A 17,853-nucleotide genomic window follows, 5' to 3' on the forward strand; every position below is an offset into this window, starting at 1 on the left:
ATCATGATAAGAAAAGGTATTTATATATTATGCACGTCTTTGGCACTGGGGTGTTGCGCGTGTAACGATTGGCTTACGATTGTGCCGGAAACTACGCTTGTAGCGGATAATTTGTTTGAAACAGATAATGGTGTTCTTCAGGCTTTGGACGGAGCTTATGTTTTAGCTGCCGCATCTATATACAAGCCTAACGGTTATATGGGCGGGGGTGGTTTTGCCGAATATTTGGCGTGTACATGGACGAACACGAATGTAGATTTGGCAGCCCACGTGTATAATTTGGATAATGCTTCGTTTGCAACCGGTTTGGATGATGTATTTATGGCGTTTTATAAAATCATCAATTCGTTGAACCCGATGATCGAGGGATGTGATAAGAATCGGGAGAAATTGAGTGAAGAGTATTATAATATAGTGAAAGGTGAGGCATTGGCTTTGCGGGCTTCGTTGCATTTGGATTTGATACGGATTTGGGGACCGATGCCAACGCAGGTGGATGCTTCCGTGGAATATTTGCCTTACGTGACACAAAATTCCATAGAGAATTACCCGTATCATACTTTCAAACGGTTCATGGAGTTGTTGGTGGCAGATTTGGATGAGGCCGAGCAATTGTTGCAGAAGTCCGACCCGATTTTGAATTACCCGTCTGATGGCAGCACGGAATACTCTGGATTTTGGACAGACCGGAAGAGTCATTTTAATTATTACGGCGTGTTAGGATTGCAGGCTCGTGCCCGTTTGTGGATGGGGGATAAGGAGGGTGCCGTGCGTTATGCCGCGATGGTGAAAGATGCGAAGAACGAGGACGGGACGCCGAAGTTTACTTTGGCGGTGGAAGGGAATATCGGTAATAATCTTTTTTATCCGGAACATTTGTGTGGCGTGAATCAGGATAAGTTTGATTATCAGCAGAGTGGTTTTAACCCGGGTATGACTACGCTTGGATATTATAATTCCAATTATAATTCATTCGTGACTGATTTATTCGAGGGCAACACGAACGATTTGAGATACAAGAGTCATTGGAGTTGGACTAGAAATCAAATGATGCAAAATGTTCGTGTTACGAAGAAATATAATGAGATGTATCCCAGTTCTACGGCAAAACGAAATATGCCGGTGGTGCGTTTGGCTGAGATGTATCTTATTATTATGGAAGCTGGAAGTTTGAGTGAGGCGAATGTTGCTTACGAGGAGTATAGTGCGGCTCGTAATCTCACGTATACTCCGATGTCGGAATCGGATAGGCAGGAGAGGGTATTGTGGGAATATATACGGGAATTTGCAGCCGAGGGACAAAATTTCTTCACGTATAAGCGTTTTGCCGTGAAACGGATGTTGTGGCAGGATATTGAAGCGGCAGATTGTGGCGAGGAGCAGTATGTGTTGCCATTGCCCCCGAGTGAATACAAGAAAAGATAATAAAAAAACAGATGGTTATGAAAAAGTTATTTATAGCATTGGTGATCGGGTTGATCGGGTATGCCTGTTCGGAAGAGAAAGTAGGGGTGTATTCTTTGGAACGTGATTACATTTATTTCCAGTACGAGTCGTCGAGATTGGGGGCGGCAATGAATGTTGCGGATAGTGTGTATCTGTATTACAATTCTTCTTCGGTTAGCGTGAATTCGTCACGACAACGGGATACGTTCTTTTTCAGGGTGCAGGTTGCCGGTGTGGCAAGAAGTATGGATCGTAAGATAAATATAGAACCGTATAGTTTCTTGACGAATGGTAGAGAGGAAGCGATAGCGGGAGTGAATTACGTGGCTTTTGATGATCCGGAGATGGAGAAATGTTGTGTGGTTCCCGCTGATTCCGTGAGTGTGAATATCCCGATCATTGTTACTTATGATCCGGCAATAGCGGGGAGTTATAAAGGTTTTATGTTCGCCTTCAAACTTGTGGATTCAGAGGATTTTGAAATAATGGCGACTAATTCTAATCTTAGTGCTAATCCGGCACGTACTCATGCTTTCGTGCAATTTACTCAAAGTAATTAATCGTTATTAATTGATATTGTTATAATTTCCTTCACGGTCGATGTTTTCATTGACCGTGAGGAAGATTATTGACACATGTTGTTGAAAAGATTTTAAATTATAGGATATGAAAAAGTTTGTATTGTTGTTTACTGGTATGTTGATGATGGCGTCTGTGTTCGCGCAGACTAATTTTCAAGAGTTGACGCTGGAGAAAGCGTTGGAGAAAGCGAAGGGCGAGAATAAGAAAGTTTTCGTGGATTGTTACACATCATGGTGCGGACCGTGTAAGATGATGGCGGAGAAGGTGCTTCCCTTGAAAGAGGTGGGTGAGTATATGAACGAACGTTTCGTGTGTATCAAAGTAGACATGGAGAAAGGAGAAGGACCGGATCTCGCCCAAAAATATAAGGTTACGGCTTATCCGACTTTTCTGGTATTGCAGGCAGATGGCAGTCTGATGCAGCGTGTCGTGGGTGGCACGTTGGACGGGAAAGAGTTTATTCAGAAAGTGGATGCCGCTTTTGATGAAAATTCGGCAGCTAATTTGGAAGCCGAATACGCCGCGGGGAATCGTGAGATGGATTTCTTGTTGAAATACACGAAAGCTTTGATTACGGCTTGTGATTTGGATAAAGCGAAAGCCGTGGCGCAGGATATCATTGGTTCGTTGGAAGATAGCCAGAAATGCACGGAGCCTTACTGGTTTATTTACGAGGATGTAAGTTTGTCACCGATCGGCTCCGGGAATATGAATTATTTCTTGAAACACACGGAGCAATTTCGTGAAGGTGTCGGTGTCGAGAAGGTGGATAAGAAATTAGCTTCTTTATTTGATTTGCAACTGGAGGAGATTATCCGTGGAAAGAATGCAACCGCCACTTTGGCTGATGTTGAGGGTATCCAAAAAACATTGGATGCTTACAAGTTGACCGGACAGGATCATTTGTACGAGTATATCGAGTTGATTAAAGGGATGAAAACGGGAAACACGGATAAGGTGTTGGAAATGTGTAAAAAGGTGTTCCCGAAAATGGCGGACGAAAAGATTGCTTACTTGTATTTTATGCCGATTCTGTGTTTGAAAGGGAAATGGAACGAGAAGCAGAAAGAGGAATTGGAAACGTTGACCGAACAGTTAGCGGAACAGGTGGAAATGTCGACTCTTAAAGCGTCCTTGCGTAATTTCAAGACTGCGGTTGCCCGGTTGTAATAAGTAACAGAGATTTTCTTTTGTTTAATAGGGATTTTTAATTACTGGCGTTATGAGATTATTGGCTTTGTTGGTTATTGCTCTACTATTAATGGCTTGCGAGGATGAGTGTCGACATACTCAGTTGAATGCGGCACTCGAGGCAAGTGGGATGAATAGAGGTGAATTGGAAAAGGTTTTTCAGTATTATTCTTCCAAATCTCAAGATTCATTAAAATTGAGGGCTGCTGAGTTTTTAATCAAGAATATGCCGGGGCATTATACACTAGAAGGAGATTTAATAGACAAATATTACGATGAATTTCAAAAAAAATCGGGTGTTTCTTATTTCACGAGAAAGATGTTTGATCTTACTTTAAAGAGTAAGAGAGAAGTATTGCTAAATTCCGTTAAGAAGGAAGATATATTCTGTATAAAAGCTGATTATTTGATCCATCATATAAATGCAGCATTCGCATTACGGGAAACATGTTCATGGTTGCAGAATGTGCCCTTTGATGTTTTCTTAGAATATATTTTGCCTTATCGATTAGAACATGAAAATTTGGATTTTTGGCTTGATTCTTTGAAAATTTTACCGGAAGAGTTGAATGAAATGCGATATAAGGAAGATATAAATAGATCAGTATTGGACTTGGATCGACATGTACATTTAAAAATGCCCACGGCTTTTTATGATGAGCAGCTAATTAAAAATATGATGTACTCAAATTGTTATGATGAAGCTCGGCGGGATGTATTTCTTAAAAGGGCAAAGGGAATACCTGCTGCTATAGATTTTATTCCTTATTATCCCCATAGAAATGGCTATCATCATTGGGAAACGGTTGTTAGTTCAGGAGTTAAGTATATAAAAAACGTACATCTAAAAAAAGTTGCTAAGGTGTATCGAAGAACTTTTTCTCGTAATGATATTGTACAATCGATAGGTGATGAGTATATCCCTGAATTTTTTCTTGATCCATTTAATAGGGATGTGACGGATAGTTACGTGGATGTGACAGATGTCAATGTTAAAGTTGAAATACCACAAATTCATCATGTGTATTTGTGTGTATTTTGTAATTTAAAATGGGAGCCTATAGCAATTGCAGATGTAAAAAGAGGGTGTGCTGTATTTAAAAACATGGGTAAAGATATTGTTTATTTGCTTGCTTATTATAATAACAAAGAACTTTGTGGGTTAGGTGTTCCGTTTATTTTGTCTTTTAGTGGTAATAGAATATATTGTTCGCCTGATACAAATAAGCGAATGGAGCTGCATTTGACTCGTAAATACCCATTTAATAAAGATATTTACAAGTTTAGCAAGGAACTGGAAGGGACTGTGGTTATTGCTTCTAATAATAAGGAGTTTATTCAAGCCGATACAGTGGGTGTTTTATCGACAGAAAATATGCATTATTTCAATTTGGATGTTACTTGCGATAAAAGATATCGTTATTGGAAAATTGTTGCTAGGGAATTTACATCTTTAAATATTGCGGATATAGTTTTTGAAGATTCATTGCAGAAACCGATTACATGTTTTAAAATTGATTCCAAATTTGAAAAGGGTTTTGATCGGGATCCTTTGACAAGTATTACAATAAGCGGTCGTTGGGCAACATTGCTTGTGGATTTTGGAAAGTCAATTCAGGTTTCACGAGTTGTTGTAATTCCTAGGGGGGATGGAAATGGAATCTATCCTGATAATCTTTACGAATTGTTTTATTGGGATAATAATGAATGGAAATCTCTAAAACGAGAAATTGCGACTGATTATTGTTTAGACTATAATAATATTCCTCGGAATGCTTTGTTATGGTTACGTAATTTCACTACAGGAAAACAAGAGAGAATATTTACGTGGGATGGAGAAGAAATTTTATATTGGTAAATTTAAATATATTGCATTATGTTGATTTCATTAAGTGGATAATTTTTAATGGTTATTGCGTGTTTCAAATTGTATTTTTTGAAATGAGGTTTTTTTAGTGAGGAATATTGAAATTGTTGTAGATTTAATAAATAAAATAGTATGAATAATAGAGTAATAAAAGGGTTTATTGGAAGTATTTTGCTACTAATAACGATGATGTTTTCATCGTGTCAAAATTTTGATGAAAATTTTGCAGTGGATAATGAAAATATTTCCGGAATGATGGGTAGGAGTATAAATTGTATAGACGAACAAATTGTTTATCCTAAAGGAATAGTTCCTAGATGGGTAAAAGATTCATTGTCAGAAGAAGGGTATAATGTAATTTGTCAGTTAAGTAAAAAATATGAGATGAGTTATTATTCTATTTCTGCAAAGCAAAATAGTAGAAGTTTAATTACTATTGATGATGAAAATAATAAAAAAACGATAGAGTGGCTTTTAAATATTCCATTGGAAGATAGTGATTCAACAATAAGCGTTACTCCTCGTTTAAAAAGCTTTAATTCAGAAGTTGGTGGCGGTGATATTGGCGGTGGTGATATTGGTGGAGGTGATATTGGTGGAGGAGGTAACATCGGCGGCGGCGGCAATATTGGTGGTGGCGGTAACATTGGTGGTGGAGATACAGACGAGAAAATAGAGCTTTGTAGTCAAACGCATACTATTTATAAAAAAAAGTGGGGAAATGGCTTAATGTATGTTGATGTAAGTGCAGGATACGAATATCATTCGGTTCTAAAAATAGCAACAGAATTTAAAACAATAAATGTAAATACTGACCGCTATGGATTAAGCTTTAATATTTATTGGCAAGAACGTTCTCATATTGGAAAAATTGTCAATTCTGGTAAAAACTTGGATTTGCATGTTGATGGTCGTCTTAAAACCTCTATTGAGATCGAAGGGCTTGTTGGAACCGATTTAGTTATAACATCAATAAATAAAACATTTAATTTCCCTGTGGAACCGGGTCACAATGACGATGTTTAATTAAACTAAAAAGAACAAAGGCTTATGATTTTGATTAAAATCATAAGCTTTAATCAAATTTACGTATGAAACCACTACTATTTTGCTGTTGTATATTTCTATTTTGTCGATGCACGAATGAAGTATTTAATCCGGTTGATTTATTTGTTATTCGGGATTCTATAAAAGATTTATCTTTATCTCAACAAAAAGCACGGATAAAATATGGAGAGATGTTACAAGTCCAAGTGAAAAATGATTCTTTAGTAATGCCAATAATTACTGGAGAATGCCCCTTGGTTTACAAGGCATATGTGCAAGACTTTGTGCGAATAATGAATGCTCATTTAAAAAAAACACCTCTTCGGCTAAGGTTTATGATATTAGGATTAATACAGACAAATTCAATAAAGAAACAAATCCTATTATCTAGTATAAAAATTCAAAATGATAAATTTATGCTAGCATTATCCAAAAAGGAAGCTAAAAACTTGAGACTTGAAAAAGAATACAATGAGATAATACAACTTTTAAAACAAAATCTTATAGTTCCTTGTCAATTATTAGATAACCAAGACTTGGAACCGGACATAAGTATCTTTTGCGACTTTCGACTTTTAAACGAAGAACTTTCTCCTGTATTTACGGAATTAAAACTAGCTTTTTATGATCTAAATAAAACGTATATGCATGATTAATGTAATATTTCTATTAATTTTTTGCGTAAGTATTTTTGGTTTTTCAAAAGAATACATAGATTGGTGCGTTGTGCCCAATTCTATGATAGTTATTCTCTTTTTAGCTATAATATCAATTTCTTTAATTTGTAAACGGGAAAGGATATTTATACCTATATGGTTCACTATTTCTTTTGTATTGACAGTGGTTTTATATGTAATTGGTGATGGAAATTGTTTTTCTCAATATGCCTTATTAACGGGAGTTCTTTCTTTCTTTTTGTTTTTAGGCGGGAACGTGGATAATCGTTTATTGGATGATAAACGATTGGCTCGTGTTATCCCATTAATTCTTGTTATAGAGGCATTTTGTGGAATAATCCAATTTGTTCAAATAGGACAGGTCGTGGCGGTAAAAGGACATTTCGATAACACGTTAGGTTTTGCGATGACGTTAGCCTTTGGTATTCCTTTTTTACTTTTTGTTATCAAGAATGATATTAAACAGTATCGTGTGTTTGCTATATTGGCTTTAATTGTAGTACTTGTGGCAGTGAGTTTATCGGCTTCTCGTTCCGTGTTGTTGGCGGCGGGAGGATGTATCTTTCTGTTCGGATATAGATTTTGGCGAAATTGTTGGAGTAAGTGTAATGTAGGGGTACGAGTATTTATTATTTTGGCTGCAATAATTACGGTATTCTTTTTTTACTGGTTAAAACAAGATTCTGCGAATGGACGGTTATTGATTTGGGGTACGGCTTTGAATATGTTGTGGGATCATCCTTGGGGATATGGCATAGGCGGTGTTGCCCGGGAATACATGAATCATCAAGCAATGTTTTTGTCACGAGTTGAAAATTGTTATTGGCTAAATTTGACGGATAACGTCAATCGAGTGTTTAATGAATATTTGGCTGTCGGCATAGAATTTGGTGTGTGGGTTATGTTTTTGGCTCTGATTTTACTGGGATACGTGTTAAAGAAGATTTTTACCGAAACGGATGATAAAAATAGGGTGTGCTTTTTATTGTTGTTTATAGTTTTATTTGTTTCGTTGTTCTCTTATCCGCTATATTACCCTGTTTCTTGGGTAGTTATTGGTTATTCGATTTGCAGATTGGTTGATAATAAGTTATTTCTTTTGAAGATAAAATCTACTTTTATAGTAAAATATTGTACGGGGATGATTCTTTTGTCTGGAATATTGTATTTATGTTTTGTATTACAAAATCAAAGGCAGTGGAGTAATGTAGCACGAGCTTGTTTACGGGGAGAAACGAAAGCGTTAATAAATGATTTCCCTTTGTTATATTCAAAAATGAAATATTACCCGATGTTTTTATATAATTACGGGGCTGAATTAAATTATGCGGGTCAGTATGAAGCGAGTAATATAATTTTAGAACAGTATCTACACAAAGTAGCAGATTATGATGCATGGTTACTTATCGCTGATAATTATCAAAGACAAGATTCTTGTTTCCAGGCAATAAGGGCATTGCAAAGAGCGGTAACGATGTGTCCGGGGAGATTTTACCCGTTATATCAGCAAATGGAAATATTCAAGCGGCTTGGGGATAAGGGAAATGCTATTCAAATGGCTAATGCTATACGAATGAAAAAAGTGAAAGTTCCTTCCAGTAATATTGAACGAATGAGAGAAGAGGCTTTGGTTGTACTGAAGGAATTTGAAAATTGAATTTTAGTAAAAGAATGGGTGCTTAAAAATGTTTGATATGAAAAGAATAGGGGTACTGGTGATTGGAATATTCTTGATATACGCATTTCAGGAATATTCCGATTTTCAGAAACGGGTGATCAATAATTACATTGCGTTTGTGGAGAAACTGCCACATGAAAAGGTTTATTTACACACGGATAAGAGTGCTTACGTGGCGGGTGAGAATATTTGGTTTCGGGCATACGGGGTACATGCATTGGTAAATGTACCGAGTATTCCCAGCCGTTTTGTATACGTGGACTTGGTGGACAAGCGGGATTCTTTGGTTGAGCGGGTGAAAGTGGGACAAAGGGATTCTTGTTTTTACGGGCAGATACATCTTGCCAAGGAATTGCCACAGGGAGAATATTCTTTGCGGGCGTATACTTATAATTTGCAGAAGCAAGGGAATGATTGTTTATTCAAGAAGAAGATTCGGGTTGTTAATCCGTTGGATGCAAGGGTGCAGACGGAAGTAACTTATCGGAAAGGGAGAAACGGGTATATAGCTTCAATAAAGTTGTCGGATGGGAAGGGAGAACCTTTTGCCTTGCTTCCGGTGATTTGTACCGTGGGGAAACGGAAAAGTGTTTATTCGGATAAAAAAATATATACGGATCGGGACGGGGTGCTTGAAGTGAAAGTGGATTCCGCTAACGAGGTGGTGAAGTTAGCGTTTGCCGGGGGAAAACCGTTTCATTTCGAACGTTACATACGGGTGCCCGGGTTATCGGATGATTTTGACGTGCAGTTTTTTCCGGAAGGGGGGACTTTGCTGGCTGGGGTCAGGCAACGGGTTGCTTTTAAAGCAATAGGTTCGGATGGGTATCCGGTGGAGGTAAACGGTACGGTATACCAGGATTCTGTTCCTTTGTTTGAAATGGTCACGGAGCATGACGGAATGGGAAGTTTCCTTTTGTCCGTGAATGGAGGAAAGAAGTTTCGGGCGTTCGTGAAAGCGGCGAATGGTATGGAGAAATGGTTTGATTTGCCGGAGTCGCGGGCAGACGGGTGGGGCATATCCGTGACGAGGGAAGGGGATATAGTTGATTACTTGGTGATGCAAGGAGAAAATGCCACGTTAGCGGAAAAGTTATACGTGTTGGTACATAGTCAGGGGGTAGTTTTTGATATACGCCCGATAACGGGAAAAAGTCGGGGAAAGATTGACAGAAAATTATTACCGGAAGGAATTTCACAAGTGGTGTTGTTGGATGAAGAGGGGAAGGTATATAGCCAACGTCTTTTCTTTGTGCAACATGATGAACGTCCTCGATTGACATTGAAGTCGAATAAACGGAAGTATGTTGCCCGGGAGTTGGTGGAACTGGAAATTGGTTTTGACGGGAAGGATGAACAGGAATTGGAAGGAATCTTTTCGTTGTCGGTGACAGATGACCAAAAAGTGGAGATTGATACCCTTGAAGACCATATTCTCTCGAATTTGTTGTTGACTTCAAATTTGCGGGGATATATCAATCAGCCGGGATATTATTTCGGGCGTTCGACGGGAAAGGAGGGGGAGCATTTGGATTTGGTCATGCAGACGCACGGGTGGACTCGTTTTGACCCGGGTGAGATAGCGAGGGGGGAATTCCCGAAAGTGAAGTACGAGATCGAAGTGGCACAGATGGTTTCCGGGCACGTGAAGAATTTCTGGGGGAAGAAGTCCCCGGGAGCTAATATAGCGTTGATTTCCAATTACGGTCATTGTTATATGGTGGAAACGGACGAGGATGGAAATTTCGTGATAGATAATCTTTTATTTAATGATAGTACTCGTTTTTTGGTGCAGGCTTTGAGCGCGAAGGGGAATCAACGGGTGGAGGTTGCTGTTCGGGAGGATGAATTGATTCCCCCTTTATATGATTTGCCGAATACGATGAACGAGAAAAAGAAGGACGAGGATTTTTTGAAAAGGTGTGGGTTGGATTATTATTACGAGAATGGGGAGAAGGTGTATGTTTTGGACGAGGTGACCGTAACCCGCAGAAAACAGAATAAGGCGTATTCTTTTTACGATAATCTGGCAGAGTATCGATTGGATTCCGTACGTTTGGCGGAATATGCGGGACGGAATGATTTGTTTCTGGTACTTCAGGAAATTCCTGGTATTTCGTTTACAAAGGATTCTTCGGGATTGGATGTTATCTTGTTGGACGGGCTGCCGATGAGGGTGTTTGTGAACGATATGGAGGAGGATATGATGATGGTGCGTTCTATCTCGTTGGATATGTTACTGAATATTTCGGTACTAGGGCGGGAGCGGGCTCGGATGTTTTTAGGAAGTAGTGATTTGGGCGGGATATTGTCTATCACGGCTAAACAGGGATATTGGATGGGACGGCGGAGGGAACGATTGAATTTGGCGATGTTCAAGTTGATGGGGTATCAGGAACCGGAAGAATTTTATGTTCCGCGTTATGACGTGGATTCTGTGCGTCAGGATAATCGTTACGACGAGCGTACGACGATATATTGGAATCCTGTTGTCAAGGTAGAGCCGGGGAAGAATGCCACGGTGGCGTTTTACACGGCTGATATTTACGGGAAATACACGATAATACTGGAAGGGGTCACCCGGAATGGTGTTATATTCCGGGAACGGTGGGCTTTAGATTTAAAATGAGGATTTTATGCAAATTGTAAATACTTTGGTTATGAAAAAATGGTTGGTAATTATGATGATGGCGTGCCCCGTAATGGGATGGGCGCAGGTAAGAGTGGAATCAGTGCCGGTGCATGATACAGTGGAATTGAAAGTTGGGGATCGTGTTCCCGTGTTTGTTTTCCGGGATACGGCGAACCGGGAAATGACCTTGAAACAGTTCAAGGGGAAATACGTGGTGATTGACGTGTGGGCATCGTGGTGTTATCCTTGTAAGCAGGAATATCCAACCTTGAAGGGGTTAGCCGAGAAATATAAGGATAAGAAAATAGAGTTCGTGAGTCTTTCCTGTGATACAGAGAAACAGCGTTGGCTAAACGAGTTGTGGTGGGGGAAGATGAGCGGTCATCAATGGTGGATAGCGGGGGACGAGTCGTCGATGATTGCTTTCCGGGTAGGGGCGATTCCCCGGTTGATTTTATTGGATAAAAAGGGGCGGGTGATGAATTTGAAATTACCGAAACCTTCGAGTCCGGAGTTTGAGAAGATTTTGGAGGGATTGAAAGGGATATAATATTTTTCACATCGGTAGAAAAACTGAAAATATTCTCCTCGCTTTATCATAGGTAAATGATTATTTCGTAGCTTTGAGGCTTAGTGTAGGATTATTTAGCTATGAAGAGGAGAATATCGGCATTGTTTATCTTTTTTTGTTCGTGTATTAATGTATTCGCGGGAGATACACGAGAGAAAGATTATATACTTATTTTGAACTCGATAAATTTTAACGAGGCATGGGCAAATAATTTGTATCAAGAAGTGCTGGCTGATGTTTCTTCGGAAAAGATAGAGGTTCGGGCGGAGGAGTTGTTGATACCAATGATAAAAACGCTGGAAGAGGCGGATTTGAAGAAGGCGGATTTATCGCGGAAATACACGAAGCCGCCCAAGGCTGTCGTGTGTATAGGGGATCCCGCGTGGCTGTTGTGTCGTTCTCTGTTTGACCGGGAGTGGAAGGATGTGCCTACTGTTATTTGTTTTTCTAGGGATTCGATGCCTTCTCGATTAGAGGATTTGCTTTTGGGTGATTTGAATAATGAGGTGGAATTTGTGCCGACGGAGGAGATGATCCGTTCGTATAACGTGACAATCTTGAAGCAGCCTTCTTTTATAAAAGAGATGGTGGAGTTGATGCAAGGGTTATTGCCGGGTATGAATAAGGTCGCTTTTATTTCAGACGGGAGGTATATTAGCTCGATGATACGTAAAGAGGTGCGTCAAGTAATAAACGAGAGTTTCCCTTATCTGCAATTGGATTTGCTTTCCTCTCAAGAAATCACGACAGAGAGTCTGTTGGATTCATTGATGCTCTATGATGAACGGGTAGGAGTTATATATTATTCTTGGTTCATGGGACGTCAGCAAGGGGATAATCGGTACTTGGGAGATAATCTCCAGAGGATAATTTATGGTTTCTCGAAGTCACCTGTTTTTACTTTGTCCGAGATGGATATGAATACGGGAACCTTCGCGGGTGGTTATTTTATTTCTTCTTCGGAATTCGGGCAAACAGTGGTTGCCGCGGTTAAGGAAATATTGAGTGGTAAAGCTGCCCGTGATATACCGGTTCAGAACGGGGGAAAACCTCGTGCGTATCTGAATTATCATCATTTGGTGCATCACGGGGTAAAGCCGGATTTATTTCCCCAAGATGCGGTATATTACCAGATGCCATTGGATTTTTTCCAGCGCTATAAGATCTATTTCGTGATAGCTATTGCTGTAATTATCCTGTTCGGGGCTCTGATTTTAATGCGTTTTCATCTTTTGTTGCAGCGACAGAAACAAAAGACCCGCGAGTATCAATTACTTTCACAATATCGCTGTCTCGTGGATAATATGCCTGTGATTTACGTGAGAAAACAGTTGTTGCCGGATAAGGAAGGACATATTTCCGACTTCATTTTCTTGGACGTGAATTCTACTTTCGAGAACGTGTTCAAAACGACACGGGAGCAGGTCGTGGGTAAACGGTTATCGGAAGCTGACGTGGACAATCAGTTGCTGGATTACATGATGGATAAGGAATCCGGGCGATTGGCTTCTTTTGTTTTCCCCGGGGAAGGCAATGAAACGCGATATTTTGATAAATTGACTTTCCCCAGTACTGAAAAAGGGGTGTGGGATGTATTTTTCATTGATCGGACGGATGAATATTTTGCTTCATTGGCTTCCCGGGAATACCAGCGGTCGTTGGAAAGATTGAACCGGCAATATGATTTGGTACTGGATGCAACCGGATTGATACCTTGGACTTGGGATCTTCGGAAACACACGGTGGAATACAATATTGCCTATATTTCAAATCAATATATTGAAGATGGGAGCGATCAGAAAATAATGTCGGAAGCGGATAGCCAGTCGCGAGTGCATCCGGATGATCGAGAACTGATTCAGAAGGCGTATGACGATTTGCTAGGGGGACGGGTGGATGTGATAAAAGAAGAGTATCGGGCTTCATTTTCCATCAAGGACCCGGTTTATTATTGGTTCGAGAGTTTTGTTATCGTGGGGGAACGGGATGAATCCGGTCGACCGAGCATGTTAGTGGGAGGTTCTATAATCATTGATGACCGCAAGAAATTGGAAATGGATCTCGTGAAGGCGAAAGAACAGGCGGAAATCTCGAATCATTTGAAATCGGCCTTTTTGGCTAACATGAGTCACGAGATTCGTACTCCGTTGAATGCTATCGTCGGGTTCTCGAACGTGTTGGCGGAAACCGTGGACGAAGAAGAGAAAAAAGAGTATATACAGATTATCGAGAGTAATAATACCCTGTTATTGCAACTGATTGGGGATATTCTCGATTTGTCAAAGATAGAGGCGGGGGTATTCGAGTTCGTTTATTCTAAGGTAAATCTTAACCTGTTACTGGTAGAAATGGAACAAACAGCCCGGTTACGTCTGAAGAATGATGCGGTGTCCGTTGAATTCACGGAACGCCTGCCGGAATGTACGATTTATTCGGATGCCAACAGATTGATGCAGGTTATGAATAATTTGATCACGAACGCGATAAAGTTTACCAAAAAAGGATATATCCGTTTTGGGTATAGAATGTTGGATGATGAGAAAATTTATTTCTTTGTTTCCGATACCGGCTGTGGGATTCCTGCCGATAAAACGCGAGAAGTGTTCGGGCGTTTCGTCAAGTTGAATCCCTTCCAACAAGGCACGGGGTTGGGACTTTCCATTTGCGAGAGTATCGTGGTAAGACTGGGTGGGGAAATCGGGGTGAACTCGGTAGAAGGCGAAGGTTCTACATTTTGGTTTACATTGCCGAAAAATTCTTGTTAAAAGTATTCCAAGAATAGATGAAAAATCAATATTTTATTTACATTTGACCAATATTAAGCTATTGTGCCGTGCGTGAAATTGGAGACGTGAATGAATACTTGGTCAACGGGTTGAGGAATCAATCGCATGAGGTCTTCGAGGTAATCTTTAAAACCTATTATCCCAGCCTCTACAGGTTGGCTTATGCCTATTTGATGAACAAGAATTTAGCCGAGGATATGGTGCAGGACACTTTCGTGTCTCTTTGGTCTGCCGCACCCTCGTTGCCCGCGGGTACCCGTTTGAAAAGCTATCTCTATTCATCCGTGAAGCATGGCTGCCTTGATTATATAAAACATCTGCAAGTGATTGATGCCAACAAGGAAAAATTGGCTGAGGCTTTGATTTTTTCCGGTACGGTGGAGTACGAGGATAATCAAGAATTACTGGACAAGGTAAAACAATGTATGCAAGGATTGCCGGAACAGCAGAGAAAAGTGTTGGAATTGAAGGTTTTCCAAAAAATGAATTACAAGGAAATCGCACGAGAACTGGATATTACGGAAGAATCCGTTCATACCTATGTTAAAAGAGCGTACAAATATTTGCGCGAATCCGTGCCTTATAAAGTTTTAATGATTCTTTTTTGTTGATGCTTATTTTCCCAAATGCTATCTTTTGGGGTGTTATTTTAAAAATATTCACTATATTCGTACCCGAAAAGGCATCGAATATAGATAATCTACCGATAAATGAATATATGAGAACAAAGCACTTGGATATTCACGTGAAGAGTTTGCACAGAAAGGGGGGGTATCATGACCAGAGAACAAGAATTATTATCCTTATTGGCTCAATTTAAGGAGTTGGGTATCGATAAACAGATAGATTACAATAAATTCTATCTGTATTCTCTTATTACCCATTCGACGGCTATTGAAGGTTCAACGGTCACTGAGATTGAAAACCAACTTCTATTTGACGAAGGTATTAGTGCCAAAGGTCGCTCAATGGCTGAGTTATTGATGAATTTAGACCTCAAAGCGGCATACGAGCAATCGATAGACTTTGCAAAGAGCCATAGCGATATTACGGTTGCGATGCTTAAGAAGCTATCTTCTATCGTTTTGAAAAATACAGGGACAACTTATCAAACTGCTTTAGGTGAATTTTCGTCAGCCAATGGAGAGCTGCGTTTACTGAATGTTACGGCAGGAGCCGGGGGGTATTCCTATATGAATTATTCAAAGGTGCCTACAAAGCTTGCGGAACTTTGTGAAAGTATAAATCAGAGACGAAAAACTCTATCAAAGGCGAATGTTATTGAGTGCTACAAATTGAGCTTTGATGCTCACTTTGATTTGGTAACTATTCATCCGTGGGCTGACGGTAATGGCAGGATGTCTCGTTTATTAATGAATCAGTTACAGTTTGAATTTGAGATTATCCCGACAAATATCAATAAAGAGCGTAAAGCTGAATACATTGAAGCTCTTATTGCTACGCGTGAGAATGATAATATTGAATTGTTCCGTAACTTTATGTTTGATGAACATATCCACAATCTTGAACAAACAATTCGTAATTATCAGGGTTCAATAGAGAACGAAGGCATAGAATCTCGTTCCGATGTCGGTATAAATGTCGGTATAAATGTCGGTATAAACGAACAACGTGCATTAGAGCTTATTCGAATTAATAGTCGAATAACCGCGAGAGAAGTTGCGGGAGCGCTCTCGGTTTCTTTACGACAAGGTGAGCGCATTATGGCGACGTTAAAAGAGAAAGGTCTTATCAGGCGTATCGGCTCTAATAAGTCAGGGCATTGGGAGATAGTTTTTAATATATTACAATAAAGGTGTCATGTATAGGGGAAGATACGTTATACCATTTTCCTCTTTTACATCCTTGTCATGAAGAACATAAGGGGTCGAAAGTTGATTGCTGTATTTAGCGATACACTTCTTGAGAGAGGTAAGAGTGTATCGGTTACTTGATTTCACTTCTATCGGTGAAATGTTGTGACGGCTAGTGGTCCCCGATTTTGAAATAAGAAAGTCTATTTCCATTCGGTCTTCTGCAGATGTCCGAGAATTATTACTAAAAAAATAGAGTTTATGTCCTGAGGCATGAAGCATTTGGGCTACAATGTTTTCAACCAACATACCTTCGTTTACTTCCAATTTACCGAACATTAATTTTTGATATAGTTCTTCATTTACAATACCTCGTTCGTCGAAGGCATGGCTGACAAGTAATCCGGTATCACCCATATAGCATTTCAACGTGGTACGTTCTTCGTTTAATTTTAGACCTATACTCGGTTCGGTTGAATTGTAACAGCAATTAATGATTTTAGCATCACTCAACCAAAAAAAAGCTTGCGAATAATCACGCATGCGCGCTTCGTCTTGTAAAGCGGACAGTTGAAACTTTTTTTCATGTTTTTGGAGTTGCCCGGGAATTTCTTCAAATATCGCGGTCACTTTTGTTTCTTGATTGTCGGCATATTTGCGAATGTCGTTGCGATAGAGCGTTAAGATATCACGTTTTATCTCGTCTACTTTCTCAAAATCTCGTGTTTCTATGTACTTTGCCACCGCTTGAGGCATTCCTCCTATGATAAGATATTGGCGGAAGTAGTCCATTGCCCTTCGATGAAAAGTTCCCATCGGGAGTCTTTTCTCGAATTGGAGGCGAATGTAGGGCATCATCATTTCATCGCCTATCGCCCAAAGAAATTCCTCGAAGTCCATAGGATACATCTCTATAGTGTGTTCCTCGGAAGGTAGCATGATGTCTTTTACATTTTTTTTAATGGAAATAAGTGAGCCTGTTTCGATATAGTCATACCGATGGTCCGCGACCAAATGTTTGATGCTTGCACGGGCACGCGGGCAGAATTGTACTTCGTCAAAGATGATGAGTGACCGGGCTTCTTCGTCTTTTGCTCCACGTGGAGTAAGTTTTTGTTTGAAATAGAGTTCAAGATTAAAAAAGAGCGTGTCAAGGTCATCCAAATAGAGATTGAAAAACTCCATTACTTGAGGATTCACTTTACTAAAATCCACAAGGATATACGAATCGTATTCATTACGTGCAAATTCCTCGACGATATAACTTTTTCCAATACGTCGGGCTCCTTCTATCAGGAGAGCCACTTCTCCCCTGCGTTCTTTCTTCCATTCGAGTATTTTTTGATATATCTTTCGTTTCATGGTAACTTGATAAAATACAGTTTTTTAATCTTTGTGGATTAATGGTATTACACCTTTTCAAGGTTTATAAAATAATGAATATGCACCTTTTCGAGGTTTATTGCATGGCAAATATACACCTTTTCAAGGAGAATGGCGAATTGTTTAATTGAAATTTGTGCTTTGTAATGGCAAATTACTTGATTCGGGGGGGGAATACG

General features: G+C 39.7%; 13 protein-coding genes. 12 read left to right on the forward strand and 1 reads right to left on the reverse strand.

Annotated elements, in window-relative coordinates; translation table 11 throughout:
* The first annotated feature begins 3 nt into the window (after positions 1–3).
* From L0M98_RS06450 to L0M98_RS06505, 12 genes are all read left to right on the forward strand, one after another.
* Positions 4–1,425: a RagB/SusD family nutrient uptake outer membrane protein gene (locus tag L0M98_RS06450; protein WP_227216603.1), complete on the forward strand. Its 1,422-nt coding sequence runs from the start codon at positions 4–6 to the stop codon at positions 1,423–1,425.
* A 17-nt stretch (positions 1,426–1,442) separates the two neighbouring features.
* Entirely contained in the window at positions 1,443–2,006 is a 564-nt protein-coding gene (locus L0M98_RS06455) for a DUF4843 domain-containing protein (protein ID WP_227216604.1), read from the forward strand.
* A 106-nt stretch (positions 2,007–2,112) separates the two neighbouring features.
* On the forward strand, positions 2,113–3,198 hold the full coding sequence (locus tag L0M98_RS06460) for a thioredoxin family protein (protein WP_227216605.1): 1,086 nt from the start codon (positions 2,113–2,115) through the stop codon (positions 3,196–3,198).
* A gap of 52 nt (positions 3,199–3,250) precedes the next feature.
* Positions 3,251–5,077 carry a hypothetical protein gene (locus L0M98_RS06465; protein ID WP_227216606.1) on the forward strand — a complete coding sequence of 609 codons (1,827 nt, stop codon included), beginning with the start codon at positions 3,251–3,253 and terminating at the stop codon, positions 5,075–5,077.
* Between the two features lie 141 nt (positions 5,078–5,218).
* Entirely contained in the window at positions 5,219–6,112 is an 894-nt protein-coding gene (locus L0M98_RS06470; protein ID WP_227216607.1) for a hypothetical protein, read from the forward strand.
* Between the two features lie 65 nt (positions 6,113–6,177).
* The gene (locus L0M98_RS06475; RefSeq protein ID WP_227216608.1) at positions 6,178–6,789 is read left to right on the forward strand and encodes a hypothetical protein; all 612 of its coding nucleotides are present in this window, start codon (positions 6,178–6,180) and stop codon (positions 6,787–6,789) included.
* Positions 6,782–8,467 carry an O-antigen ligase family protein gene (locus L0M98_RS06480; protein WP_227216609.1) on the forward strand — a complete coding sequence of 562 codons (1,686 nt, stop codon included), beginning with the start codon at positions 6,782–6,784 and terminating at the stop codon, positions 8,465–8,467. The genes L0M98_RS06475 and L0M98_RS06480 overlap by 8 nt, the downstream gene beginning before the upstream one ends.
* 37 nt (positions 8,468–8,504) lie before the next feature.
* Positions 8,505–11,117 carry a hypothetical protein gene (locus L0M98_RS06485; RefSeq protein ID WP_227216610.1) on the forward strand — a complete coding sequence of 871 codons (2,613 nt, stop codon included), beginning with the start codon at positions 8,505–8,507 and terminating at the stop codon, positions 11,115–11,117.
* A gap of 31 nt (positions 11,118–11,148) precedes the next feature.
* Positions 11,149–11,670, forward strand: a complete 522-nt coding sequence (locus L0M98_RS06490; protein WP_227216611.1) for a TlpA family protein disulfide reductase — start codon at positions 11,149–11,151, stop codon at positions 11,668–11,670.
* A 101-nt stretch (positions 11,671–11,771) separates the two neighbouring features.
* The gene (locus L0M98_RS06495) at positions 11,772–14,456 is read left to right on the forward strand and encodes a sensor histidine kinase (RefSeq protein ID WP_227216612.1); all 2,685 of its coding nucleotides are present in this window, start codon (positions 11,772–11,774) and stop codon (positions 14,454–14,456) included.
* Positions 14,457–14,524: 68 nt separating this feature from the next.
* Positions 14,525–15,088 carry an RNA polymerase sigma factor gene (locus tag L0M98_RS06500; protein WP_227216613.1) on the forward strand — a complete coding sequence of 188 codons (564 nt, stop codon included), beginning with the start codon at positions 14,525–14,527 and terminating at the stop codon, positions 15,086–15,088.
* A gap of 165 nt (positions 15,089–15,253) precedes the next feature.
* Complete coding sequence (locus tag L0M98_RS06505) at positions 15,254–16,291, forward strand: Fic family protein (RefSeq protein ID WP_227216614.1); 1,038 nt, start codon at positions 15,254–15,256, stop codon at positions 16,289–16,291.
* Here L0M98_RS06505 and L0M98_RS06510 read toward each other — a convergent pair.
* Positions 16,283–17,653: an ATP-binding protein gene (locus L0M98_RS06510; RefSeq protein ID WP_227216615.1), complete on the reverse strand. Its 1,371-nt coding sequence runs from the start codon at positions 17,651–17,653 to the stop codon at positions 16,283–16,285. The genes L0M98_RS06505 and L0M98_RS06510 overlap by 9 nt on opposite strands.
* Positions 17,654–17,853 lie beyond the last annotated feature (200 nt).

The organism is Butyricimonas sp. DFI.6.44, from assembly GCF_022132345.1.
Lineage (GTDB): Bacteria > Bacteroidota > Bacteroidia > Bacteroidales > Marinifilaceae > Butyricimonas > Butyricimonas muris.

What these genes read in the sequence shown, in the direction of transcription:
- L0M98_RS06460 (WP_227216605.1), top strand. Translation starts at nt 2,113, where the DNA reads ATGAAAAAGTTTGTATTGTTGTTTACTGGTATGTTGATGATGGCGTCT.
- L0M98_RS06465 (WP_227216606.1), top strand. Translation starts at nt 3,251, where the DNA reads ATGAGATTATTGGCTTTGTTGGTTATTGCTCTACTATTAATGGCTTGC.
- L0M98_RS06480 (WP_227216609.1), top strand. Translation starts at nt 6,782, where the DNA reads ATGATTAATGTAATATTTCTATTAATTTTTTGCGTAAGTATTTTTGGT.
- L0M98_RS06450 (WP_227216603.1), top strand. Translation starts at nt 4, where the DNA reads ATGATAAGAAAAGGTATTTATATATTATGCACGTCTTTGGCACTGGGG.
- L0M98_RS06495 (WP_227216612.1), top strand. Translation starts at nt 11,772, where the DNA reads ATGAAGAGGAGAATATCGGCATTGTTTATCTTTTTTTGTTCGTGTATT.
- L0M98_RS06490 (WP_227216611.1), top strand. Translation starts at nt 11,149, where the DNA reads ATGAAAAAATGGTTGGTAATTATGATGATGGCGTGCCCCGTAATGGGA.
- L0M98_RS06455 (WP_227216604.1), top strand. Translation starts at nt 1,443, where the DNA reads ATGAAAAAGTTATTTATAGCATTGGTGATCGGGTTGATCGGGTATGCC.
- L0M98_RS06510 (WP_227216615.1), bottom strand. Translation starts at nt 17,653, where the DNA reads ATGAAACGAAAGATATATCAAAAAATACTCGAATGGAAGAAAGAACGC.
- L0M98_RS06475 (WP_227216608.1), top strand. Translation starts at nt 6,178, where the DNA reads ATGAAACCACTACTATTTTGCTGTTGTATATTTCTATTTTGTCGATGC.
- L0M98_RS06485 (WP_227216610.1), top strand. Translation starts at nt 8,505, where the DNA reads ATGAAAAGAATAGGGGTACTGGTGATTGGAATATTCTTGATATACGCA.
- L0M98_RS06505 (WP_227216614.1), top strand. Translation starts at nt 15,254, where the DNA reads ATGACCAGAGAACAAGAATTATTATCCTTATTGGCTCAATTTAAGGAG.
- L0M98_RS06470 (WP_227216607.1), top strand. Translation starts at nt 5,219, where the DNA reads ATGAATAATAGAGTAATAAAAGGGTTTATTGGAAGTATTTTGCTACTA.